The 16,009-nt window shown below is 67.9% G+C and carries 16 protein-coding genes; 7 read left to right on the top strand and 9 right to left on the bottom strand.

The window, feature by feature from the left end; all coding sequences use genetic code 11:
• Positions 1-241: 241 nt before the first annotated feature.
• From ACFWPK_RS23715 to ACFWPK_RS23705, 3 genes are read left to right on the top strand one after another with little or no spacing between them, the layout of a single operon-like run.
• Positions 242-517: a hypothetical protein gene (locus tag ACFWPK_RS23715; protein WP_378919166.1), complete on the top strand. Its 276-nt coding sequence runs from the start codon at positions 242-244 to the stop codon at positions 515-517.
• Positions 518-530: 13 nt separating this feature from the next.
• On the top strand, positions 531-1,256 hold the full coding sequence (locus tag ACFWPK_RS23710; RefSeq protein WP_378919164.1) for an ABC transporter ATP-binding protein: 726 nt from the start codon (positions 531-533) through the stop codon (positions 1,254-1,256).
• Positions 1,253-2,038 carry an ABC transporter permease gene (locus ACFWPK_RS23705; RefSeq protein WP_378919162.1) on the top strand — a complete coding sequence of 262 codons (786 nt, stop codon included), beginning with the start codon at positions 1,253-1,255 and terminating at the stop codon, positions 2,036-2,038. Before ACFWPK_RS23710 ends, ACFWPK_RS23705 begins: the two co-directional genes overlap by 4 nt.
• A gap of 64 nt (positions 2,039-2,102) precedes the next feature.
• On the opposite strand, the gene ACFWPK_RS23700 is transcribed toward ACFWPK_RS23705, so the two are convergent.
• Positions 2,103-2,639 (bottom strand): DUF3145 domain-containing protein, encoded by a 537-nt coding sequence (locus tag ACFWPK_RS23700; RefSeq protein ID WP_378919159.1) that lies wholly within the window; start codon positions 2,637-2,639, stop codon positions 2,103-2,105.
• 103 nt (positions 2,640-2,742) lie between these two features.
• A complete protein-coding gene (locus ACFWPK_RS23695) occupies positions 2,743-3,558 on the bottom strand; it encodes a serine hydrolase domain-containing protein (protein ID WP_378919366.1) in 816 nt (271 codons plus the stop codon).
• Positions 3,559-3,627: 69 nt separating this feature from the next.
• Here ACFWPK_RS23695 and ACFWPK_RS23690 point away from each other — a divergent pair, with 69 nt between their 5' ends.
• Entirely contained in the window at positions 3,628-4,794 is a 1,167-nt protein-coding gene (locus ACFWPK_RS23690) for a serine hydrolase domain-containing protein (RefSeq protein ID WP_378919157.1), read from the top strand.
• 79 nt (positions 4,795-4,873) lie between these two features.
• On the opposite strand, the gene aztD is transcribed toward ACFWPK_RS23690, so the two are convergent.
• From aztD to aztB, 3 genes are all read right to left on the bottom strand, one after another.
• Positions 4,874-6,010: a zinc metallochaperone AztD gene (gene aztD, locus ACFWPK_RS23685; RefSeq protein WP_378919365.1), complete on the bottom strand. Its 1,137-nt coding sequence runs from the start codon at positions 6,008-6,010 to the stop codon at positions 4,874-4,876.
• Between the two features lie 50 nt (positions 6,011-6,060).
• Positions 6,061-6,981: a zinc ABC transporter substrate-binding protein AztC gene (gene aztC, locus ACFWPK_RS23680; protein ID WP_378919364.1), complete on the bottom strand. Its 921-nt coding sequence runs from the start codon at positions 6,979-6,981 to the stop codon at positions 6,061-6,063.
• A 122-nt stretch (positions 6,982-7,103) separates the two neighbouring features.
• On the bottom strand, positions 7,104-9,221 hold the full coding sequence (gene aztB, locus ACFWPK_RS23675) for a zinc ABC transporter permease AztB (RefSeq protein ID WP_378919155.1): 2,118 nt from the start codon (positions 9,219-9,221) through the stop codon (positions 7,104-7,106).
• Positions 9,222-9,269: 48 nt separating this feature from the next.
• On the opposite strand from aztB, the gene aztA reads away from it, so the two are divergent.
• Entirely contained in the window at positions 9,270-9,947 is a 678-nt protein-coding gene (gene aztA, locus ACFWPK_RS23670) for a zinc ABC transporter ATP-binding protein AztA (protein WP_378919153.1), read from the top strand.
• A gap of 10 nt (positions 9,948-9,957) precedes the next feature.
• A complete protein-coding gene (locus ACFWPK_RS23665) occupies positions 9,958-10,314 on the top strand; it encodes an iron chaperone (protein ID WP_378919151.1) in 357 nt (118 codons plus the stop codon).
• Here ACFWPK_RS23665 and ACFWPK_RS23660 read toward each other — a convergent pair whose 3' ends face one another.
• From ACFWPK_RS23660 to ACFWPK_RS23650, 3 genes are all read right to left on the bottom strand, one after another.
• Positions 10,315-11,445, bottom strand: a complete 1,131-nt coding sequence (locus ACFWPK_RS23660; RefSeq protein ID WP_378919149.1) for an NDMA-dependent alcohol dehydrogenase — start codon at positions 11,443-11,445, stop codon at positions 10,315-10,317.
• Positions 11,446-11,549: 104 nt separating this feature from the next.
• On the bottom strand, positions 11,550-12,074 hold the full coding sequence (locus ACFWPK_RS23655) for a DinB family protein (protein WP_378919147.1): 525 nt from the start codon (positions 12,072-12,074) through the stop codon (positions 11,550-11,552).
• A gap of 71 nt (positions 12,075-12,145) precedes the next feature.
• Entirely contained in the window at positions 12,146-13,210 is a 1,065-nt protein-coding gene (locus ACFWPK_RS23650; protein WP_378919145.1) for a phosphotransferase family protein, read from the bottom strand.
• A gap of 70 nt (positions 13,211-13,280) precedes the next feature.
• Here ACFWPK_RS23650 and pabB point away from each other — a divergent pair, with 70 nt between their 5' ends.
• Complete coding sequence (pabB, locus tag ACFWPK_RS23645) at positions 13,281-15,341, top strand: aminodeoxychorismate synthase component I (RefSeq protein ID WP_378919143.1); 2,061 nt, start codon at positions 13,281-13,283, stop codon at positions 15,339-15,341.
• Between the two features lie 3 nt (positions 15,342-15,344).
• Here pabB and ACFWPK_RS23640 read toward each other — a convergent pair whose 3' ends face one another.
• On the bottom strand, positions 15,345-15,839 hold the full coding sequence (locus ACFWPK_RS23640; protein ID WP_378919141.1) for a hypothetical protein: 495 nt from the start codon (positions 15,837-15,839) through the stop codon (positions 15,345-15,347).
• Positions 15,840-16,009: the final 170 nt, after the last annotated feature.

The raw sequence follows: 16,009 nt of genomic DNA, 5'->3' as shown, positions 1-16,009 counted from the left end.
TTTTGCCAGGAATCTGGAGTGTAACTCCGGTCACCCGATGGAGTGAATAAATGATCAGCAGCACGATCCGCAGGAGTGCAGGCGCGCTCGCCGCCATCGCCGCGACGGTCATGGTGACCGCCCCGACCGCGGCGGCCGACCCCGGCAGCTTCCGTATCACCAGCGAGTTCCCAGCCTGGCCGAACTCAACGAGCAGGTCCGGTTCCTGGTCGAGACAGGGGCGTCCGACGAGGCCAAGGCCGTGAATCTGGAGGGCGGCGCCAACGCGGTCGTCGTGCCGCGCACCGTCTACAACCTGGGCCTGTTCCGCGCGCCATTGGGCTGGAACGAGGTGACCGGGCCCGAAACCCACAGCGGCAACGAGCACACCGCGATCCTGCACTCGAGCTCCGCCGGACGCCCGAGCATCACCATGAAGGTGACGTGGAAGCGCATCGACGGCACCTGGAAATTGGCCAACAACTCGCTGTGCGCCGGCGTGAAGACCGTGGGCCTGCCGATCCCCTGCAACTTCTGACGGTGCTGGGGCAATGATCGAAATACGTGGCCTCACCGTGCGATACGCGAACGTCACGGTGCTCGAGGTTCCCGAGTTGACCGTGCCCGACGCGGCGGTGACCTACCTGCTCGGGCTCAACGGCACCGGCAAATCCACGCTGCTGCGCTGCGTCTGCGGAATCATCGGCCCCGCCACCGGCACCATCGAAGTCGACGGCACCGCCGTGCGGTCCGGTCGCGCCACCCCGGCCGGGCTCGGCATGCATCTCGATCATCGGGCCTTCGACCCCCGCCATACCGCCCGCAGACATCTGCGCTGGATCGCCCGCGCCCGCGGGCTCCCGGCGAGTCGAGTCGACGACGTGCTGCACACCACCGACCTGACCGAGGTCGCCGACCGCAGGCTGGAGCAGTATTCGCTCGGCATGCTCCAGCGGGTCGGCATCGCCGCCGCCCTGCTGTCCTCGCCGCGGACCATCCTGCTCGACGAACCACTCAACGGCCTCGATATCGCGGGGATCCACTGGATGCGCGGGCTGCTGCGCGAGCTCGCCGACGCAGGCACCTGCGTGCTGGTGACCTCCCACCTGCTCGACGAAGCCGAGCGCAATGCCGATCGCGTCGTCGTTCTCGGTTCCGGTCGGGTCCTCGCGGACGCACCACTGCCCCAGCTCCTCGACGATCACGGCGGCGGCCGACTCGAGGACGCGTACCTGAGCATCACCGGGGCAGCCCTCGTGAAGGAAACGCAGCTATGACCACCCCGCTGGCCCGCGGTATCGCGGCAGAGTGGACGCGGACCAGCGGACGGAGCTTTCTGTGGACGGTCGCCGTTCCGCTGACGATCGCCCTGCCGCTGCTGATCACCTTCGGAATCGCCACTGTCGCGGAACGATTCGCCGCCATCCCCGGACAGTTGCAGGTGACCTCGGTCAGCACCACCAACGCCGTCTACTGGGTGATCACGCTCGCGACCGGCATCATGATGGTGACGGCCGCCTTCGCCCACGCCACCCAATTGCGCGGAAACATCCGCGACCTCAACGCTTTTCTGTTCCCCCGGACATGGACCGCCGCCCTGGCGCGATGGATCTTCTACGGCGCCATCGCCGCGGTCTCGACCGTCGTGCTGCTCATCCTCGTCCTGACCGTGCTCCCGAGCTTGTTTCCCCAGGTCTACGGACAGGTGCGCATCGACGACCCGGCCGGTCTGCGTTTCCTGTGGACCGTCCCGATCTACGCCTTCGCCGCCTGCGGCATCGGGATCGCGGCCGGATCGGTGATCCGCACCCCACCCGCGGCGATCGCCGCCCTGCTGTTCTGGGTATATGTGGGCGAGAACTCGATCAGCCTGCTCCCCAACGGCTACACCCTGCAGGGCTACGCACCGTTTCTCAACGCGGTCGCCGCCACCGGCCAGGAACTGGCGTTCCTCCCGCGCTTCGGCCGCAACGGTTCCCTCGCCTACTTCCTCGCGGTCACCGTGGCGATCTTCGTGATCGCTCTGTTGGCAGGGCAGCGGAATCGTCGCCGGTGGTGAGCGTGGATCGACGAACGGCCTGCGCCCGCAGGTAGTACGGCCAGCGCAGCCCCGGACCAGCAGGTCAGCCCACGTCCCGTCGCAACCAGGTGACTTCCGCGCCCACACAATCGGTTCCCTGCCGGTACGCCTCTAGATCCTCGTCCCACGGCGCTCCGAGGGCTCGGTCGAGTTCGGTGGAGAGGTCGAAGGTTCCGTGGACGTCGAGTTCTTTGGCGGCTTGGAGTAAGGCGCGTAATCGCATTTCGCCCAGCATCACGTCGCCGTTGGCGCCGGTGGACCCGTGCCAGAGACCGAGGGCGGGGACGAAACTGTAGCGTTCGCCGTCGACGCCTTCGCTCGGGTCCTCGGTGACTTCGAAGCGCAGGACCGGCCAGGTGCGCAATGATTGGGCAATCCGGGCCGCGGTGCCGACCGGGCCGATCCAGTCGCTGCTGGCGCGGAGTTGTCCGTCGGCCGGTTGGGTGTTCCAGCGCAATTTCGCGGGCGACGAGAGCGCGGTGGACAGCGCCCATTCCACGTGAGGGCACAACGCGGCGGGCGATGAGTGGATGTAGACCACACCCGCCGTCGCGTCAGCGAACTGACTCGATGCGCGCACTTACCAACACCTCCAGCCTCGACAAGGAACGTCTTCCCCAACGGCCCGTCGTGGTCTGGCGTGGCACGAGTGTACTGAAGTGTGCGGTGTTGCGCGTGTTACTTTACTGCGTGTTATGTGTCTCTGCGATAACGGAATCGCTGAATTTCGGCCACGCTGTTCTGGCCCAGTCACCGAAATTCTCGTCGCTCAACGCGATTGTCGCCACTCCGATTTGCGGGTCGACCCAGAGGAACGTGCCGGACTGACCGAAGTGCCCGTAGGTACGGGCGGAATTGGCTGAGCCCGTCCAGTGCGGGGTTTTCCCGTCGCGGATTTCGAATCCCAATCCCCAGTCGTTGGGTCGCTGGGAGCCGTATCCGGGCAGGACCCCGTCGCGGTCGGGGAATTGCACCGAGGTCGCGTCGTCCAGGGTTTGCCGAGATATCAATTGAGGTGTCAGCAACTCGGTGGCGAATAGCGTGAGGTCGGCGAGGGAGGCGCTGCCCGCATGGCCGGCGGAACCGTCGAGGACCGCCGTGGACATGCCGAGCGGCTCGAAGACCGCCTCGCGCAGATAGCGCGGAAATTCGATACCGGTCTGGTCGGTGAGAAAATCGGCGAGCAGTTCGAAGCCCGCGCTCGAGTAGATCCGGCGGGCGCCGGGTGCGGCGAGAACCTCAGGAGTAGCGAACGCGACGCCCGAGGTGTGGGCGAGCAGATGCCGCACGGTCGAGCCGGGTGGACCCGCCGGCTGGTCGAGTTCGACCGCCCCTTCCTCGAGCGCCACGAGCGTGGCATAGGCGACGAGCGGTTTGGTGACCGAGGCGAGCCGGAACACCCGCTCGGTGTCGCCGATGGTCGACGCACCGTCGGCGGTGACCACGGCGGCGGCGGCATTCTTGACCGGCCAGTGCTGAACCTGCTGCAACGATCGCATATCGGCAGCGTACGAGACGCGGCTACGATCGAGGACACCATGAGTCCCGCACCATCTATCCACGGCGACGTGGCGGCCGGTTTCGGCCCCGTCGCCGACGCCTTCCGCCGCAACTTCACCGATCACGGCGAGATCGGTGCCGCCGTCGCTGTCTACTCCGGCGACCAGCCATTGGTCGACCTGTGGGCAGGCCATCGAGACCGCAAACGCGAGGTGGCGTGGGAGCGCGACACGATCGTGCCGGTGTTCTCCTCGTCGAAGGGGATGTCGGCGTTCACCATCGCGACGGCGGTGTCGCGGGGGCTGCTCGACTACGAGGCGCCGGTGGCGAAGTACTGGCCGGAGTTCGGCGCGCACGGCAAGGAGCGGATCACCGTGCGTCAGCTGATCGATCATCAGGCCGGGCTGTCCGGGCTGGACCGGATCGTGAGACTGCGGGAACTGATCGATCGCGACGCCCTCGGCGAGCTGCTCGCCGCGCAGAAACCGGCATGGGCGCCCGGCACCCGGCACGGTTATCACGCGCTGACGCTGGGGCTGTATCAGAGCGAATTGCTGCGGCGGGTGGATCCGGCGGGCCGTAGCCTCGGGCGGTTCTTCGCCGAGGAGATCGCAGGCCCGGTCGGCGCCGAGCTGTTCATCGGACTGCCAGAGACCGAACCGATGGAACGGGTCGCCCAGCTGTCGGCGACCAAGGGCTTGGACATCTGGCGCTACGAGCGCCGCGATCTGCCGCTGCGCATCGGCGGTGAGGTCTACGCCAAGCGCGGATATTCCTATGCGGCACTGACCAATCCGCGCCCGGGTGCCCCCGCACGTGCCGCGCGGCGGGAGTTCCTCGAAATCGAATGGCCCGGCATGAACGGTGTCGGCAATGCCCGCGCGCTGGCGAAGGTCTACGGCGCCGCGGCGGGCCGCACCGGCGCGCTGCCGATCAGCGACGATGTTCTCGACCTGCTCGCCGCCGCCGACACCGCCGACGATGTGCCCGCCGATGACCTGGTCCTGCACACCAAGAGCCGCTACCACCTCGGTTTCCGCAAGTCGCGCGGAACCTTCCGCTTCGGCTCGGACAAACGCGCCTATGGCACCACCGGTTTGGGTGGCTCGTTCGGATTCGCCGACCCGGCAACCGGATTGGGCTTCGGTTACAGCATGAACCGCCTCGGCATGGCGATTCTCGACGATGTGCGCAGCCGCAATCTGCGCGAGGTCGTCGTGCGGTGCGCCGCCTGACCAGGTCTCCCGGCGCCGACGAAGTTCACCACGCTCTCAACGAAGTGTTTCGGGAGAAATGAGAGCGTGGTGACCTCGATCAGTGCGCGGTGACGCCGGTGAGCTCGTTCGGCGTGCCCGCCAGTGTGGCGGTGGCGGTGACGTTTCCGGCGGCCAGGTCGACGCGGTGCACCTGCTTGGACGCGGGGTCGCTCACGTAGGCGATGCCGTCGCGGACGAACAGGGCCGGGCGGGCAGCTTGCCAGTCGAGCGGTTCCTGCCAGTTGCCGATCACCGGGATGGTGCGAACCACCTGGCCCGCGACGGGATCGATCACGTGGATCTTGCCGTCGGTGCCGAGCACCAGCGCCTCGCCCTGCGGGCCACGGGCCAGCGAGCGGAAGGTGTAGCTGGTGCCGATATCGACCAGGCGCAGTGTCGCATCGGTGGTGTTCACCAGCGAAATCTGCTGCGGACGTTCCAGTTCGGCGTCCTTGTCCTGCTTGAAGTCACCGAGCACGATCGGTGACGCCTCGCTGCCCGACATATTGCCGATCCGGCCGTACGGCGTCGGGCTGGTGACCTTGGTGATCTTGCCGTCGCGGTAGACGACGGCGCCGGTCTGGCAGCCGATCACCACCGCCTCGCCCTGGGCGGCGGCTTCGCCGTGCACACCGGGGCAGTCCTCGTTGCGGGTGAGCTCCTTGCGCCCCTTGTCCAGCGCGACGACGCCGACCCGCTTGTCCGCGGTGCCGAGGGTGAGCACCAGATTCCCGTTGCTCAACTCGATCGCGACGCCGTGGTGCGGCGCGGCTGCCTTGTATATCTCCGTCGGCTTGCCGCTGTCGATCTGCGCGGTATCGAGAATGGTGACCTCACCGGACCCGTCGGCGAACAGCACCGTCTTGCCCGCGTGCCGGACGACGTGGCCCGGTTTGACGGCGGGGAATTGGGTTCCGGTGAACGCGGCATCGTAGGCGTCGAACAGGCGGAAGCCGTCCTTGGTCGACACCATCAGATGGTCGTCGTCCCCGACCGGGTTGAGCCGGTTGTAGCCGTCGATCTTCACATCGGCCCGCTGGGCCAGTGACGCGCCGTCGAGGACGTAGATCCCGCCGTCGTAGGTGAGGGCGATCGGTTCGGCACCCGGGGTGTGCTGATGGCCGTGGCCGGAATCGTCTGTGCCACAACCGCTCAGCGCCACCACCGAGGCGAGGACCCCGGACATGGCCACCATTGTGGTGGTCCGTGACCTGTTCATGTAATGCTCCATCTCTTGTGCGTGAATTACGTTGTCGGCCCGGACAGGCCACGGGCGATGGCCTCGGTATTGGCGCGGGCCATCTCCAGATAGGTGCCCGCACCGCCACCGGGCGGGGTGAGTGACTCGGTGTGCAGGGCGATCACCCGCACCTGCAATCCGGTGTGTTCGGCGAGAACGCGCGAAAGCCGGTCGGGCTGTGACGAATCGGCGAAGATCGCGCTCACCCCGGCGGTCCTGATCGCGGTCGCGAGGTCGTCGAGATCGGAGGCGCTCGGCGAGGCGAGGGTGGTGCCGCTGGGGATCACCGCGCCGATCACCCGGAAGCCGAATCGCTGTGCGAGATAACCGAAGACGTGATGGTCGGTGACCAACTGCCTGCGCTCGGCCGGGACGGCGGCGAACCGCTCGGTCATCCACCGGTCCAGCTCGTCGAGTTCGCCGAGGTAGCGCTGCGTATTCGCCCGCACCGCACCGGCGTCGACGCCGTCGACCCGGGCGAGCACCTCGGCGCTGATCGCCTCGACGGCCATACGCACCCGATGCGGATCGGTCCAGAAGTGCGGATCGGGTTGTCCCGCCGACTCATCGGAGGTGTACGCGATCGGATCCACCCGCTCGGCTACGGCCAGAGTGGGGACCCCGGCCGTCGCTGCGGACTCCACATGCCGCGCCACGCCTTCTTCCAGCCCGAGCCCGTTGTGCACCACCAGCGCGGCGCGCTCGATCCCGGCCGCCTGACGAGCGGAGATAGCGAACGAATGCGGATCGGCCCCCGCCTGCATCAACACCGTCACCGGCACCGTGTCACCGACGACGGCCCGGGTCAGATCGCCGAGGATATTCGTGGTCACGACAATCCCGGACCGCTCGGCCCCGCTACTGCACGCACTCACCAGCGGCACGAGCAGGGCAACCGCGATGAACAGCTGAAGGGCCCGGCGGATCGTCCCACTGCTCCACTTCGCGGTTCGACGAATGTCGTCGCGGGTCACCGGCAGCAGGATCGGCGAGATGGCAATCGCCCACCGTCGGCTCCAGGGTAGAACGCGAGATGTGTGTGCGCGCTTCACAGGCCTGTCTCCACCATCAGCGAGGGCGCGATGTCCAGCGAGAACGTGCGCGCGACGCGGAGGTTGTCGTTGTAGGCGATCTCGTGGACGATGCGCGCCCGAGAGTCGTTGATATAGGCGCGCTCCGGGTCGACGCAGATCACCGGATGGCCTTCGACAGGTCCTGCGATCAGCGGGGTACGCGCTGTCTCCGTGCCGGTTACGGGGTCGATCCCGTGCAGCACGCCATCACGGGTGAGAACCAACAGCGACGATCCCTCGCCCGCAGTATTCACCGCGACCGGGTCGGCGATCGGAGTTCGCGTCCAGGTCTTCTTCCTGATGTCGAGCGTCCAGACGGCGTCGCGGCCTGCGATCGCGGTCAGGGTGGTGCTGCCGGGGCGGTGGGTGAACGCGCTCGCACGGTCGGATGCAGGCGCCGGGTAGGGAATCTTCTCGGCGACGAAAGCGCCGTCCCGCTGCGCCACCACGAGTGCTCCGTCGGCACAACCGAAAACAACTCCGCGCCTGGTCACGGCCTGCCCCTTCGGCTGCGGACACGGGGCGGACTGCACCTGTCCCGCCGCACCGTCACGCCCGCGCACCTCTACCCGACCCGAGTTGTCGGCGACGACGATCCGCTCGGCATACGGCACCGCGATGCCGTCGACCCGGCGTTGCGCCTCGGCGACACCGCCGTCCAGCACGCCACGGTCGAACAAGATCGTCGCACCGGAGCCGAGCACGACCGAGGCGACGGCGGCGTCGCTGTACGCGCCGACGACCTCGGCACCACCCGCTCCGACAAGCGCACTTCCGGCGCCGGACCCGCCACCTCCCGGCTCCCTTGTCGCTGTACCCCCATCGCCCACGGCGACCGCGCCGACCTCCCGGATCGGCGCCCGGTAGTAGTGCCGGTGGTCACCATGGTCGACGGTCCACGCCCCGCTGTCCACGACCTGTACCGACGCACCCGCGCTCAGGTACGCGAAGCGCCCGTCACCCACCGCGCCAGCGGTCGGGACCCGCTGGTCGCCACCGCTCGGCGACGGCGAAGGACGTCCTGACAAGCTCGGATCCGGTTGCGCTCGAACACTTTCCGGCGCCAAGGGGCCGATCGGCGTGACCTCCTCGGTCAGCAGATCGATCACCCGCACCGCCCCGGCCATATCGGCGACAACCACTCGCGTCTGGGCCTCGCTCATCTCCTCCGCACCGGCGACGAACCCGTGCGGCACCGCTTCCTCGACAACCGGCAACTCCCCCGCCCCACAGCCGACCAGCGGCACGGCGGCAAGCGCCACCACTCCCACCCGACCGACCCGCTCCCGCAGCGCCGAGACGATCGCGGACAGGAAGAACGAGCCGACAGCGACCGCCGCGATGGTCGCCCCGGCGGCGGTGCCCGCATGCCACGAAATGACCAGTCCCCCAACGGTGGACAGCCCACCGATCAGCGCCGCGACCGCCATCACCACCGGCACCCGGTTCGACCAGAACACCGCGGCGGCGGGCGGCGCGATCAGCAATCCGAAGACCAGCAGCGTCCCCACCACATGAAACGACGCCACGATCGCCACTGTCACCAACCCGACCAGCGCCGCATGCGCCACCTTCGGATGCAGCCCGAGGGTGTGCGCCTTGCGCGGATCGAAGGTGAGCGCCACGAACGCGCGATGACCGAGCACCGCCACCACCAGCGCGATACCAAGCGCCGCAACGAGATACCACAGGTCGACCGCACGCACGGCCAGCACATCGCCGAACAGGAACCCGGTCAGATCCACCGCGAAGGACTGCGACCGCGACACGATGATCACCCCGGCGGCGAGCATCCCTACGAACAACAGCCCGATCGCGGTATCCGGCGCGAAACGCTTGCCACGGCTCAGCACCGACACCCCGGCAGCCATGGCGGCGCAACTGACCGCGGCGCCGATCATCAGGTTCCCACCGAGCAACGCCGCGACCGCGACGCCGGGCAGCATCCCGTGCGCCATCGCGTCGCCGAGAAATGCCATGCCGCGCACCACCACCCAGGTTCCGGCGAGGGCGCACACGCACGACACGAGCAGCCCACCCCACAGCGCGCGTTGCACGAAAGCCACCTCGAACGGGGCGAACAGCCATTCCATAGCGCGAGACGATATACTGAAAATGATTATCGTTTCAATTGAGGTGAGATGCAGCACACAGATGACGCAGCAATCCGGATCGAGCACCTGAGTGCCGGTTACGCCCGGAAACCCGTGCTCCGCGAGGTGACCGCCACGATCCCGCGCGGGCAGGTGACCGCGATCGTCGGACCCAACGGCTCGGGAAAATCGACCCTGCTCGGCGTCCTGGCCGGAACCGTGGCGGCGCAACAGGGGACGGTGCATCGGGCCACCACCGGGCGTCCCGCCTTCGTGGTGCAGCACACGGCGATTCCGCCGACCCTGCCGATCACCGTGCGGGAAGTGGTCGAGATGGGACGCTGGGCGCACCGCGGACCGTGGCGGCGACTGACCGGTGCGGATCGCGAGATCGCGCGCACCTGCCTGGAAAGAATGGAGCTCACCGACTTGGCGACTCGGCGGCTCGACACCCTGTCCGGCGGACAACGCCAGCGCACCCTGCTCGCACAAGCCTTGGCGCAGCAGTCCGATCTACTACTGCTCGACGAACCGGCTGCGGGCTTGGACGAGACCTCGCAGGCCGAGATCTCCCGGGCCCTGGCGCAGATCAGCGCGGCCGGGGTGACCGTCGTGCAGGCCACTCATGACCTCGACGAGGCGAGCAGGGCAGACCACTGCCTGCTCCTGCGAGACGGTCGGCTGAAGGCCGCGGGTCATCCGGAGAAAGTCCTGGTCAGAGCCTAGGGTCGAGAACATGACCGAGAAACCCGACTCCGTCGACGCCTACCTGGCGGCCCAGCCGTCGGCAGAACGTGCTGTCCTGCAGCAGATCCGTGAAACGATCCACCGCGCGGTGCCCGATGCGGGCGAGAAGATCAGCTACGCCATCCCGGCCGCCACCATCGACGGCCGGGTGTTCATCTTCTTCGCGGGCTGGAAGGCCCACGTGAGCGTGTACCCCGTCCCCGACGGGGACGAGGCGCTCGACAAGGCCATCGAGCCCTACAACTCGGGTCGTGGCACCTTGAAATTTCCGCTCGGCGAACCGATTCCGTACGACCTGATCGCCCGGGTCGCGGTCCGCCTCGCCGAGCGGGCAGGAAACAGCTGACTACCAGTCGGCTTCGGTGTAGCGGATGATCCCGCGAATGTTCTTGCCGTCCAGCATGTCCTGGTAGCCCTGGTTGATCTCTTCGAGCGAGTAGCTGCGGGTGACCATGTCGTCGAGATTGAGCTGGCCCGCCTTGTACAGCGAGAGCAGCCGCGGCGCGTCCTGGCGGGCGTTGCCACCACCGAAGATGGTGCCCTTCACCGTCTTCTGCAACATCGACAGCAGGAAGCTGTTCATCTTGACGTCGCTCGCGTCCATCCGGCCCATCGAGGTGACGACGAGAGTGCCCGCCTTGCCGGTGAGGATCAGACCCTCTTCGACGTAGTCGCCGTGCATCTCACCCATGGTGAGGATGACCTTCTCGGCCATCCGTCCCTCGGTGGCCTCGATCATCGGCATGATCGCGGCGGCCATGCTCTCGTAGGTGTGGGTGGCGCCGAACTTCTGCGCCTGCTCCCGCTTCCACGGATTCGGGTCGATGGCGATGACCTTCGACGCACCGGAGAGCACAGCGCCCTGCAGCGCGCTCATGCCGACGCCGCCGATGCCCGCGATCACCACGGTCTCGCCCGGCTCCACCTGCGCCACGTGGGTCGCGGAACCGAATCCGGTCGGCACACCACAGCCGACGAGGCAGGCCACCTCGAACGGGATGGTGGGGTCGATCTTCACCACGGAGGTGTGGTGCACCGTCATGTACGGGGCGAACGTGCCGAGCAGGCACATCGGGATGACGTTCTCGCCACGCGCCTGGATGCGGTAGGTGCCGTCCGAAATCGCCTGGCCCATCAGCAGTCCGGCACCCAGGTCGCACAGCGCCATGTTGCCCGCGACGCACGAGGGACAGCGCCCGCAGGCGGGGATGAACGACAGGATGACGTGGTCGCCCACGGCCAGGTCGGCCGGAGTGTTCGGGCCGAGCTTGGTGATCACACCCGCGCCCTCGTGCCCACCCATCACCGGGTAGGCCGGCATCGGCGTCGCGCCGGTGACGATGTGATGGTCGGAGTGGCACATGCCCGCCGTTTCCATCCGGATCTGCACTTCACCGGCGACGGGGTCGCCGACCTCGATCTCCTCGACCGACCATTGCTGATCGGTGCCCCACAGGATCGCGCCCTTCGTCTTCATGCCGGTAGACCTCTCGCCAAGCTCGTGCCTCGTTGTGACTGCACTCACCCTAGCGACAAATCCCCGATTTCTGAAACACGTTCTAGAAAAATTTCGATTGTTTTCTATCCGCGCACGTCATGGACGTGATGCACGAGGTCGTGCAGGAAGTACCGCCCCAGCGAGGTGACCGTGAACAGCGATCCGTCGCTGCGCGCACCCCGCAGGTCGAGCCGATCCGACGGCACCGAGGCGAACGCGGCGGCCACCCGATCAGCGGCTGCGGTCAATTCCCGGGCGACGACTGCGGGGTCCTGTTCGCCGTAGCGGTCGGCAACCGCGGTCGCGTCCTGATCCCAGTTCTCGAACCGCGGCGCCTCGACACCGTCACCGGCCAGCATCAGCGCGAGCCTGGTGTCGAAGATCCGGCACACATCGCGCACGTGCGCGCCGTATTCGAGAACGGACCAGGTCCGCTCGTCCGGACGCACCCGTGCGCCATCGCGTTCGAGCGCCGAGCCGAGCCGGGTGGCGCTGTCGAGGACGCGCTCGGGGATGGCCGGGTACGCGGTGTTCTCGGCATCGAATCCGCACTCGGCGCAGGCACGTTCGAGGACCCAGGTCCAGTTCTTGGTGTCGGGGACGATCATGGAAGTCAGCCTAGGGTGTCCGCTTCTTGTGCTCCATTAATATCCAGCCAACTATCGCCGAGATCCGGGCATCATTCGGCGAGCTGGTTCGCTTGTTCGAACAGTTCCAGCGTCACCGCGTGCAGGAAGTCGCCGACCGGTTTGGGTGCCTTGCCCGCGAACGCCCGCGCGTAGGTGCCCTCGAGGACGATGCCCAGCTTGAAGCAGGCCAGCACGGTGTACCAGGTGACCGCGCTCAGGTCGCGGTCGGAGAACTTGCCGTAGTGCTCGACCATCTCCGCCGCGCTCGGCAGGCCACCGACGGTACCGAGGGTGCCCATCAGGCCCGCGCCGACCGTGCCGGGTTCGGGTCGGGTCGCCAGCTGCCAGCCGAGGTCGAGCAGTGGGTCACCGATGGTCGACATCTCCCAGTCGACCATCGCCGCCACCTCGGGACCGTCGTAGTCGAACATCATGTTCGCCAGGTGGCAGTCGCCGTGCATGATGCCGGGCATCCAGTCCGTCGGCCGGTGACGTTCGAGCCAGTCACCGATCCGCTCGACACCGGGGATCTGCGGGCCGGGGTAGCCCGCGTTGGCGTTGTAGGAGTCGAGCTCGCGCAGCCAGCGCGGTACCTGACGTTCGAGGAAACCCCCGGGGCGGCCGTAGTCGTCGAGGCCGAGCGCCTGGTAGTCGAGGGCGCCGAGCCTGGCGATGGCCTCGACCGCGGACAGGCCCATCTGGCGTCGGATCTCGGGATCGCCGGCGTGCAGGGCGGGCAGTTCGGTCTGCGGGTTGAAGCCGCGGATGGGTTCCATCAGGTAGAACACCGCGCCGATCACCGACTCGTCGTCGCAGGCGGCGATCACCCGCGGCGAACGCACTTCGGTCTCGGCGATCGCGGCGAGCAGTCGCGATTCCCGGCCGATCACCTCGTTGCTCTTGGCGCGCAGATGCTTGGGCCCGCGCCGCAGCACGTACTCGCGCCCGCCCCGGGTGAAGCGCAGCATCACGTTCTGCGTGCCGCCACCGAGCGCCGCGACCGCGTCGAATTCCGCGCCGGGCAAGCCCTGTTCGTCCATCCACCGCCCGATCGCCGCGAAATCGGCGATCGCCGGGTCAACATCGACAGGTTGAGAAACAGCCATGCCGCACATTGTGCCCCGCCATCGGTGGGGACTGCGCTGGAATGAGTACGCGCGCGCCCGGCGTAATGTCTCTGCCACGATGCGCACGCTCTTGATCGACAACTACGACTCGTTCACCTACAACCTCTATCAGCTGATCAGCGAGGTCAACGGGAGCGAGCCGACCGTCGTGCGCAACGACGAGGCCGAGGGCTCCCTGAACCTGGATCACTTCGACAATGTGGTGATCTCGCCAGGACCGGGCCGTCCGGACCGCGCCCGTGACATGGGGGTATCGACGGCGCTGATCGCGCACACCGAACTGCCGCTGCTCGGTGTGTGCCTCGGCCATCAGGGGATCGTGCTCGGCGCGGGTGGGACGGTGGAGCGCGCGCCGCAGGCCAGGCACGGTTTTCTCGATCAGGTGACCCACAACGATCGGGACCTGTTCGCCGGTCTGCCGCAGGGCTTCACCGTGGTGCGCTACCACTCGCTCGCGGCCCAAGACCCGCTGCCCGCGAGGCTCGAGGTGACCGCGTCGACCAGCGACGGGGTGATCATGGGGGTGCGTCATCGCGAGCGGCCGCAGTGGGGTGTGCAGTTCCATCCCGAGTCGGTGTCGAGCGAATTCGGTGCTGCGCTGCTGCGTAACTTCGCCGACCTCACCAAAGCGCGCGCGCAAGTCGGCGCGCCTGTGGTCGTGCGCGGACCCGCAGTCGTGGCGCCCGCTTCACCCGAGCGTTCATTTCGCTTGCAGCACAGGGTGATCGAGCGGGCGATCGACACCGAAGCGATCTTCCTGCGTCGCTGTGCCGACGCTCCGTGCGCGTTCTGGCTCGACAGCGAGCACGTCGAACCAGGCCTGGACCGGTTCTCCTTTCTCGGTGACGCGCGCGGGCCGCATGCCGAAATCGTGGGCTACCGGGTCGGCGACGGCTCCGTCACCGTGACGGACGTCGAGGGCAGCCGGACCGTCGCCGGCACGGTCCTGGACTATCTCGACCGCGAACTCCGGGCCCGGCACTGCGAAATCCCGCCGCTGCCCTTCGACTTCGCGGGCGGCTACGTCGGCTATCTCGGCTACGAGGTGAAGGCCGACTGCGGTGGGCGCGATGCCCACCGCTCCCCCACTCCCGATGCCCAGTGGATTTTCGCCGACCGGCTGATCGTCGTCGACCACGAGGCAGGACGAACCCACCTGCTAGCCCTGAGCGAACCCGCTACCGCGCAGGACGCCGAGCAGTGGCTGGGCGAGACTTCCGATGCTCTCGACGATCTCCCGACCTGGGTCAATCCCGAGGACCTGCCCGTGCCCGCCGATCCCGACGCGGTGCAGGCGCATCTGGTGCGTGGCCGCGACCGCTATCTGGCCGATATCGCGGTCTGTCAGGACCGGCTGCACGCGGGCGAGTCCTACGAGATCTGTCTCACCGACGCGGTGGCCGTCGCCGCCGCGCCCGATGACGGGCTCGCTGTCTACCGGCGACTGCGCCGCTGCAATCCCGCACCGTACGCCGCCTACCTGCGCTTCGACGGGCTGGATGTGGCGTGCTCCTCACCGGAACGGTTTCTCGAGATCGACCGCGACCGGGTGGTCGAGAGCAAGCCGATCAAAGGCACCGCCCCGCGCGGACGGACCGCCGACGAGGACGAGCGCCTGCGTCGCGCACTGGCCGACGACCCGAAGACCCGTGCCGAGAACCTGATGATCGTCGACCTGCTGCGCAACGACCTCGGTCGCGTCTGCGAGGTCGGCTCGGTGCACGTCCCGAAGCTGATGGACACCGAAACCTATTCCACCCTGCACCAATTGGTGTCGACCGTGCGCGGGACCCTGCGCCCCGACGCCGGTGTGATCGACTGTCTGCGCGCCTGCTTCCCCGGCGGTTCGATGACCGGCGCGCCGAAGCTGCGGACCATGGAGATCCTCGACGAACTGGAAACCGCAGCGCGCGGGGTCTATTCGGGCACCATCGGCTTCCTCGGCCTCGGTGGCACCGCCGACCTCAATATCGTCATCCGCACGGCCGTGCGCTACGACGACGAGTGGCGGATCGGTGCGGGCGGCGCGATCGTCCTGGATTCCGATCCCGAGGACGAGTACGCGGAGATGGTGCTCAAGGCGGCAGCGACGTTCCGGGCACTGACGCCCGGAACGTGAGTGTCACCGCCGGCGGCGGCCGCGCTTGTCCGGCTCCGGTTCCGGCGCGGGTTCCTCGCCCCCACGCCCGGTGATCCGCCCGAGCAGCCCGACACCGGGCAGCTTCGCCACCGCGCCGAACACGTCCTCACCCAGGGAGATCATCGCCTCGAGTCGCGGCAGCAGCCGGTCGTAGGTGGCGAACACCGGATCAGCCAGCGCCAAGGTCCGATCGAGCCGATCGATGGTGCTGTTGAGCCGATCGACCGCGATCGACAGGTTCTCCACCAGATCCGGCAACTGCGCGGCCAACTGCGCCGAAGCGGGCGGCAACCGAACCGCCGCGTCGAAGGCATACCCCGCCGTCTGCTGAGCGGCATCGATGGCCTGCCCCGCCGCGGTCTGCGCGGCCCCCACCGCCGCCTGAGCCGCCGACAACAAATCCGCCCCCGGCACCTTCCGCGCCTGCGCCGCCGGAGCAGCCTCCTGCGCGCGCCCCCGTTTCCTCGGGTTCGTCATGACACCACTGTGCCGCAAGGACGCCACAGACGCAGGGAAGGCGCGCATCCCCGCACCGCCTCGTGTCACACCCGAGGTCCCGCTCCCTGCCCCGCACCCCCGACCCCTAGGGAGGGGCGGCCACTAAGTGGCCGGTCCGCGGGCGGGTCGCCGGTTAGACGCCGTTGCGT

It is taken from the genome of Nocardia sp. NPDC058519, from assembly GCF_042719755.1.
GTDB lineage: Bacteria > Actinomycetota > Actinomycetes > Mycobacteriales > Mycobacteriaceae > Nocardia.
This window is presented reverse-complemented; position numbering and strand designations above follow the sequence as displayed.

Excerpts from the sequence above, each read along its gene's own strand:
- aztB (WP_378919155.1), bottom strand. The coding sequence starts at position 9,221 with ATGGAATGGCTGTTCGCCCCGTTCGAGGTGGCTTTCGTGCAACGCGCG.
- aztA (WP_378919153.1), top strand. The coding sequence starts at position 9,270 with ATGCAGCACACAGATGACGCAGCAATCCGGATCGAGCACCTGAGTGCC.
- aztD (WP_378919365.1), bottom strand. The coding sequence starts at position 6,010 with ATGGTGGCCATGTCCGGGGTCCTCGCCTCGGTGGTGGCGCTGAGCGGT.
- ACFWPK_RS23695 (WP_378919366.1), bottom strand. The coding sequence starts at position 3,558 with ATGCGATCGTTGCAGCAGGTTCAGCACTGGCCGGTCAAGAATGCCGCC.
- pabB (WP_378919143.1), top strand. The coding sequence starts at position 13,281 with ATGCGCACGCTCTTGATCGACAACTACGACTCGTTCACCTACAACCTC.
- ACFWPK_RS23660 (WP_378919149.1), bottom strand. The coding sequence starts at position 11,445 with ATGAAGACGAAGGGCGCGATCCTGTGGGGCACCGATCAGCAATGGTCG.
- ACFWPK_RS23705 (WP_378919162.1), top strand. The coding sequence starts at position 1,253 with ATGACCACCCCGCTGGCCCGCGGTATCGCGGCAGAGTGGACGCGGACC.
- ACFWPK_RS23655 (WP_378919147.1), bottom strand. The coding sequence starts at position 12,074 with ATGATCGTCCCCGACACCAAGAACTGGACCTGGGTCCTCGAACGTGCC.
- ACFWPK_RS23665 (WP_378919151.1), top strand. The coding sequence starts at position 9,958 with ATGACCGAGAAACCCGACTCCGTCGACGCCTACCTGGCGGCCCAGCCG.
- ACFWPK_RS23710 (WP_378919164.1), top strand. The coding sequence starts at position 531 with ATGATCGAAATACGTGGCCTCACCGTGCGATACGCGAACGTCACGGTG.
- ACFWPK_RS23650 (WP_378919145.1), bottom strand. The coding sequence starts at position 13,210 with ATGTGCGGCATGGCTGTTTCTCAACCTGTCGATGTTGACCCGGCGATC.
- ACFWPK_RS23640 (WP_378919141.1), bottom strand. The coding sequence starts at position 15,839 with ATGACGAACCCGAGGAAACGGGGGCGCGCGCAGGAGGCTGCTCCGGCG.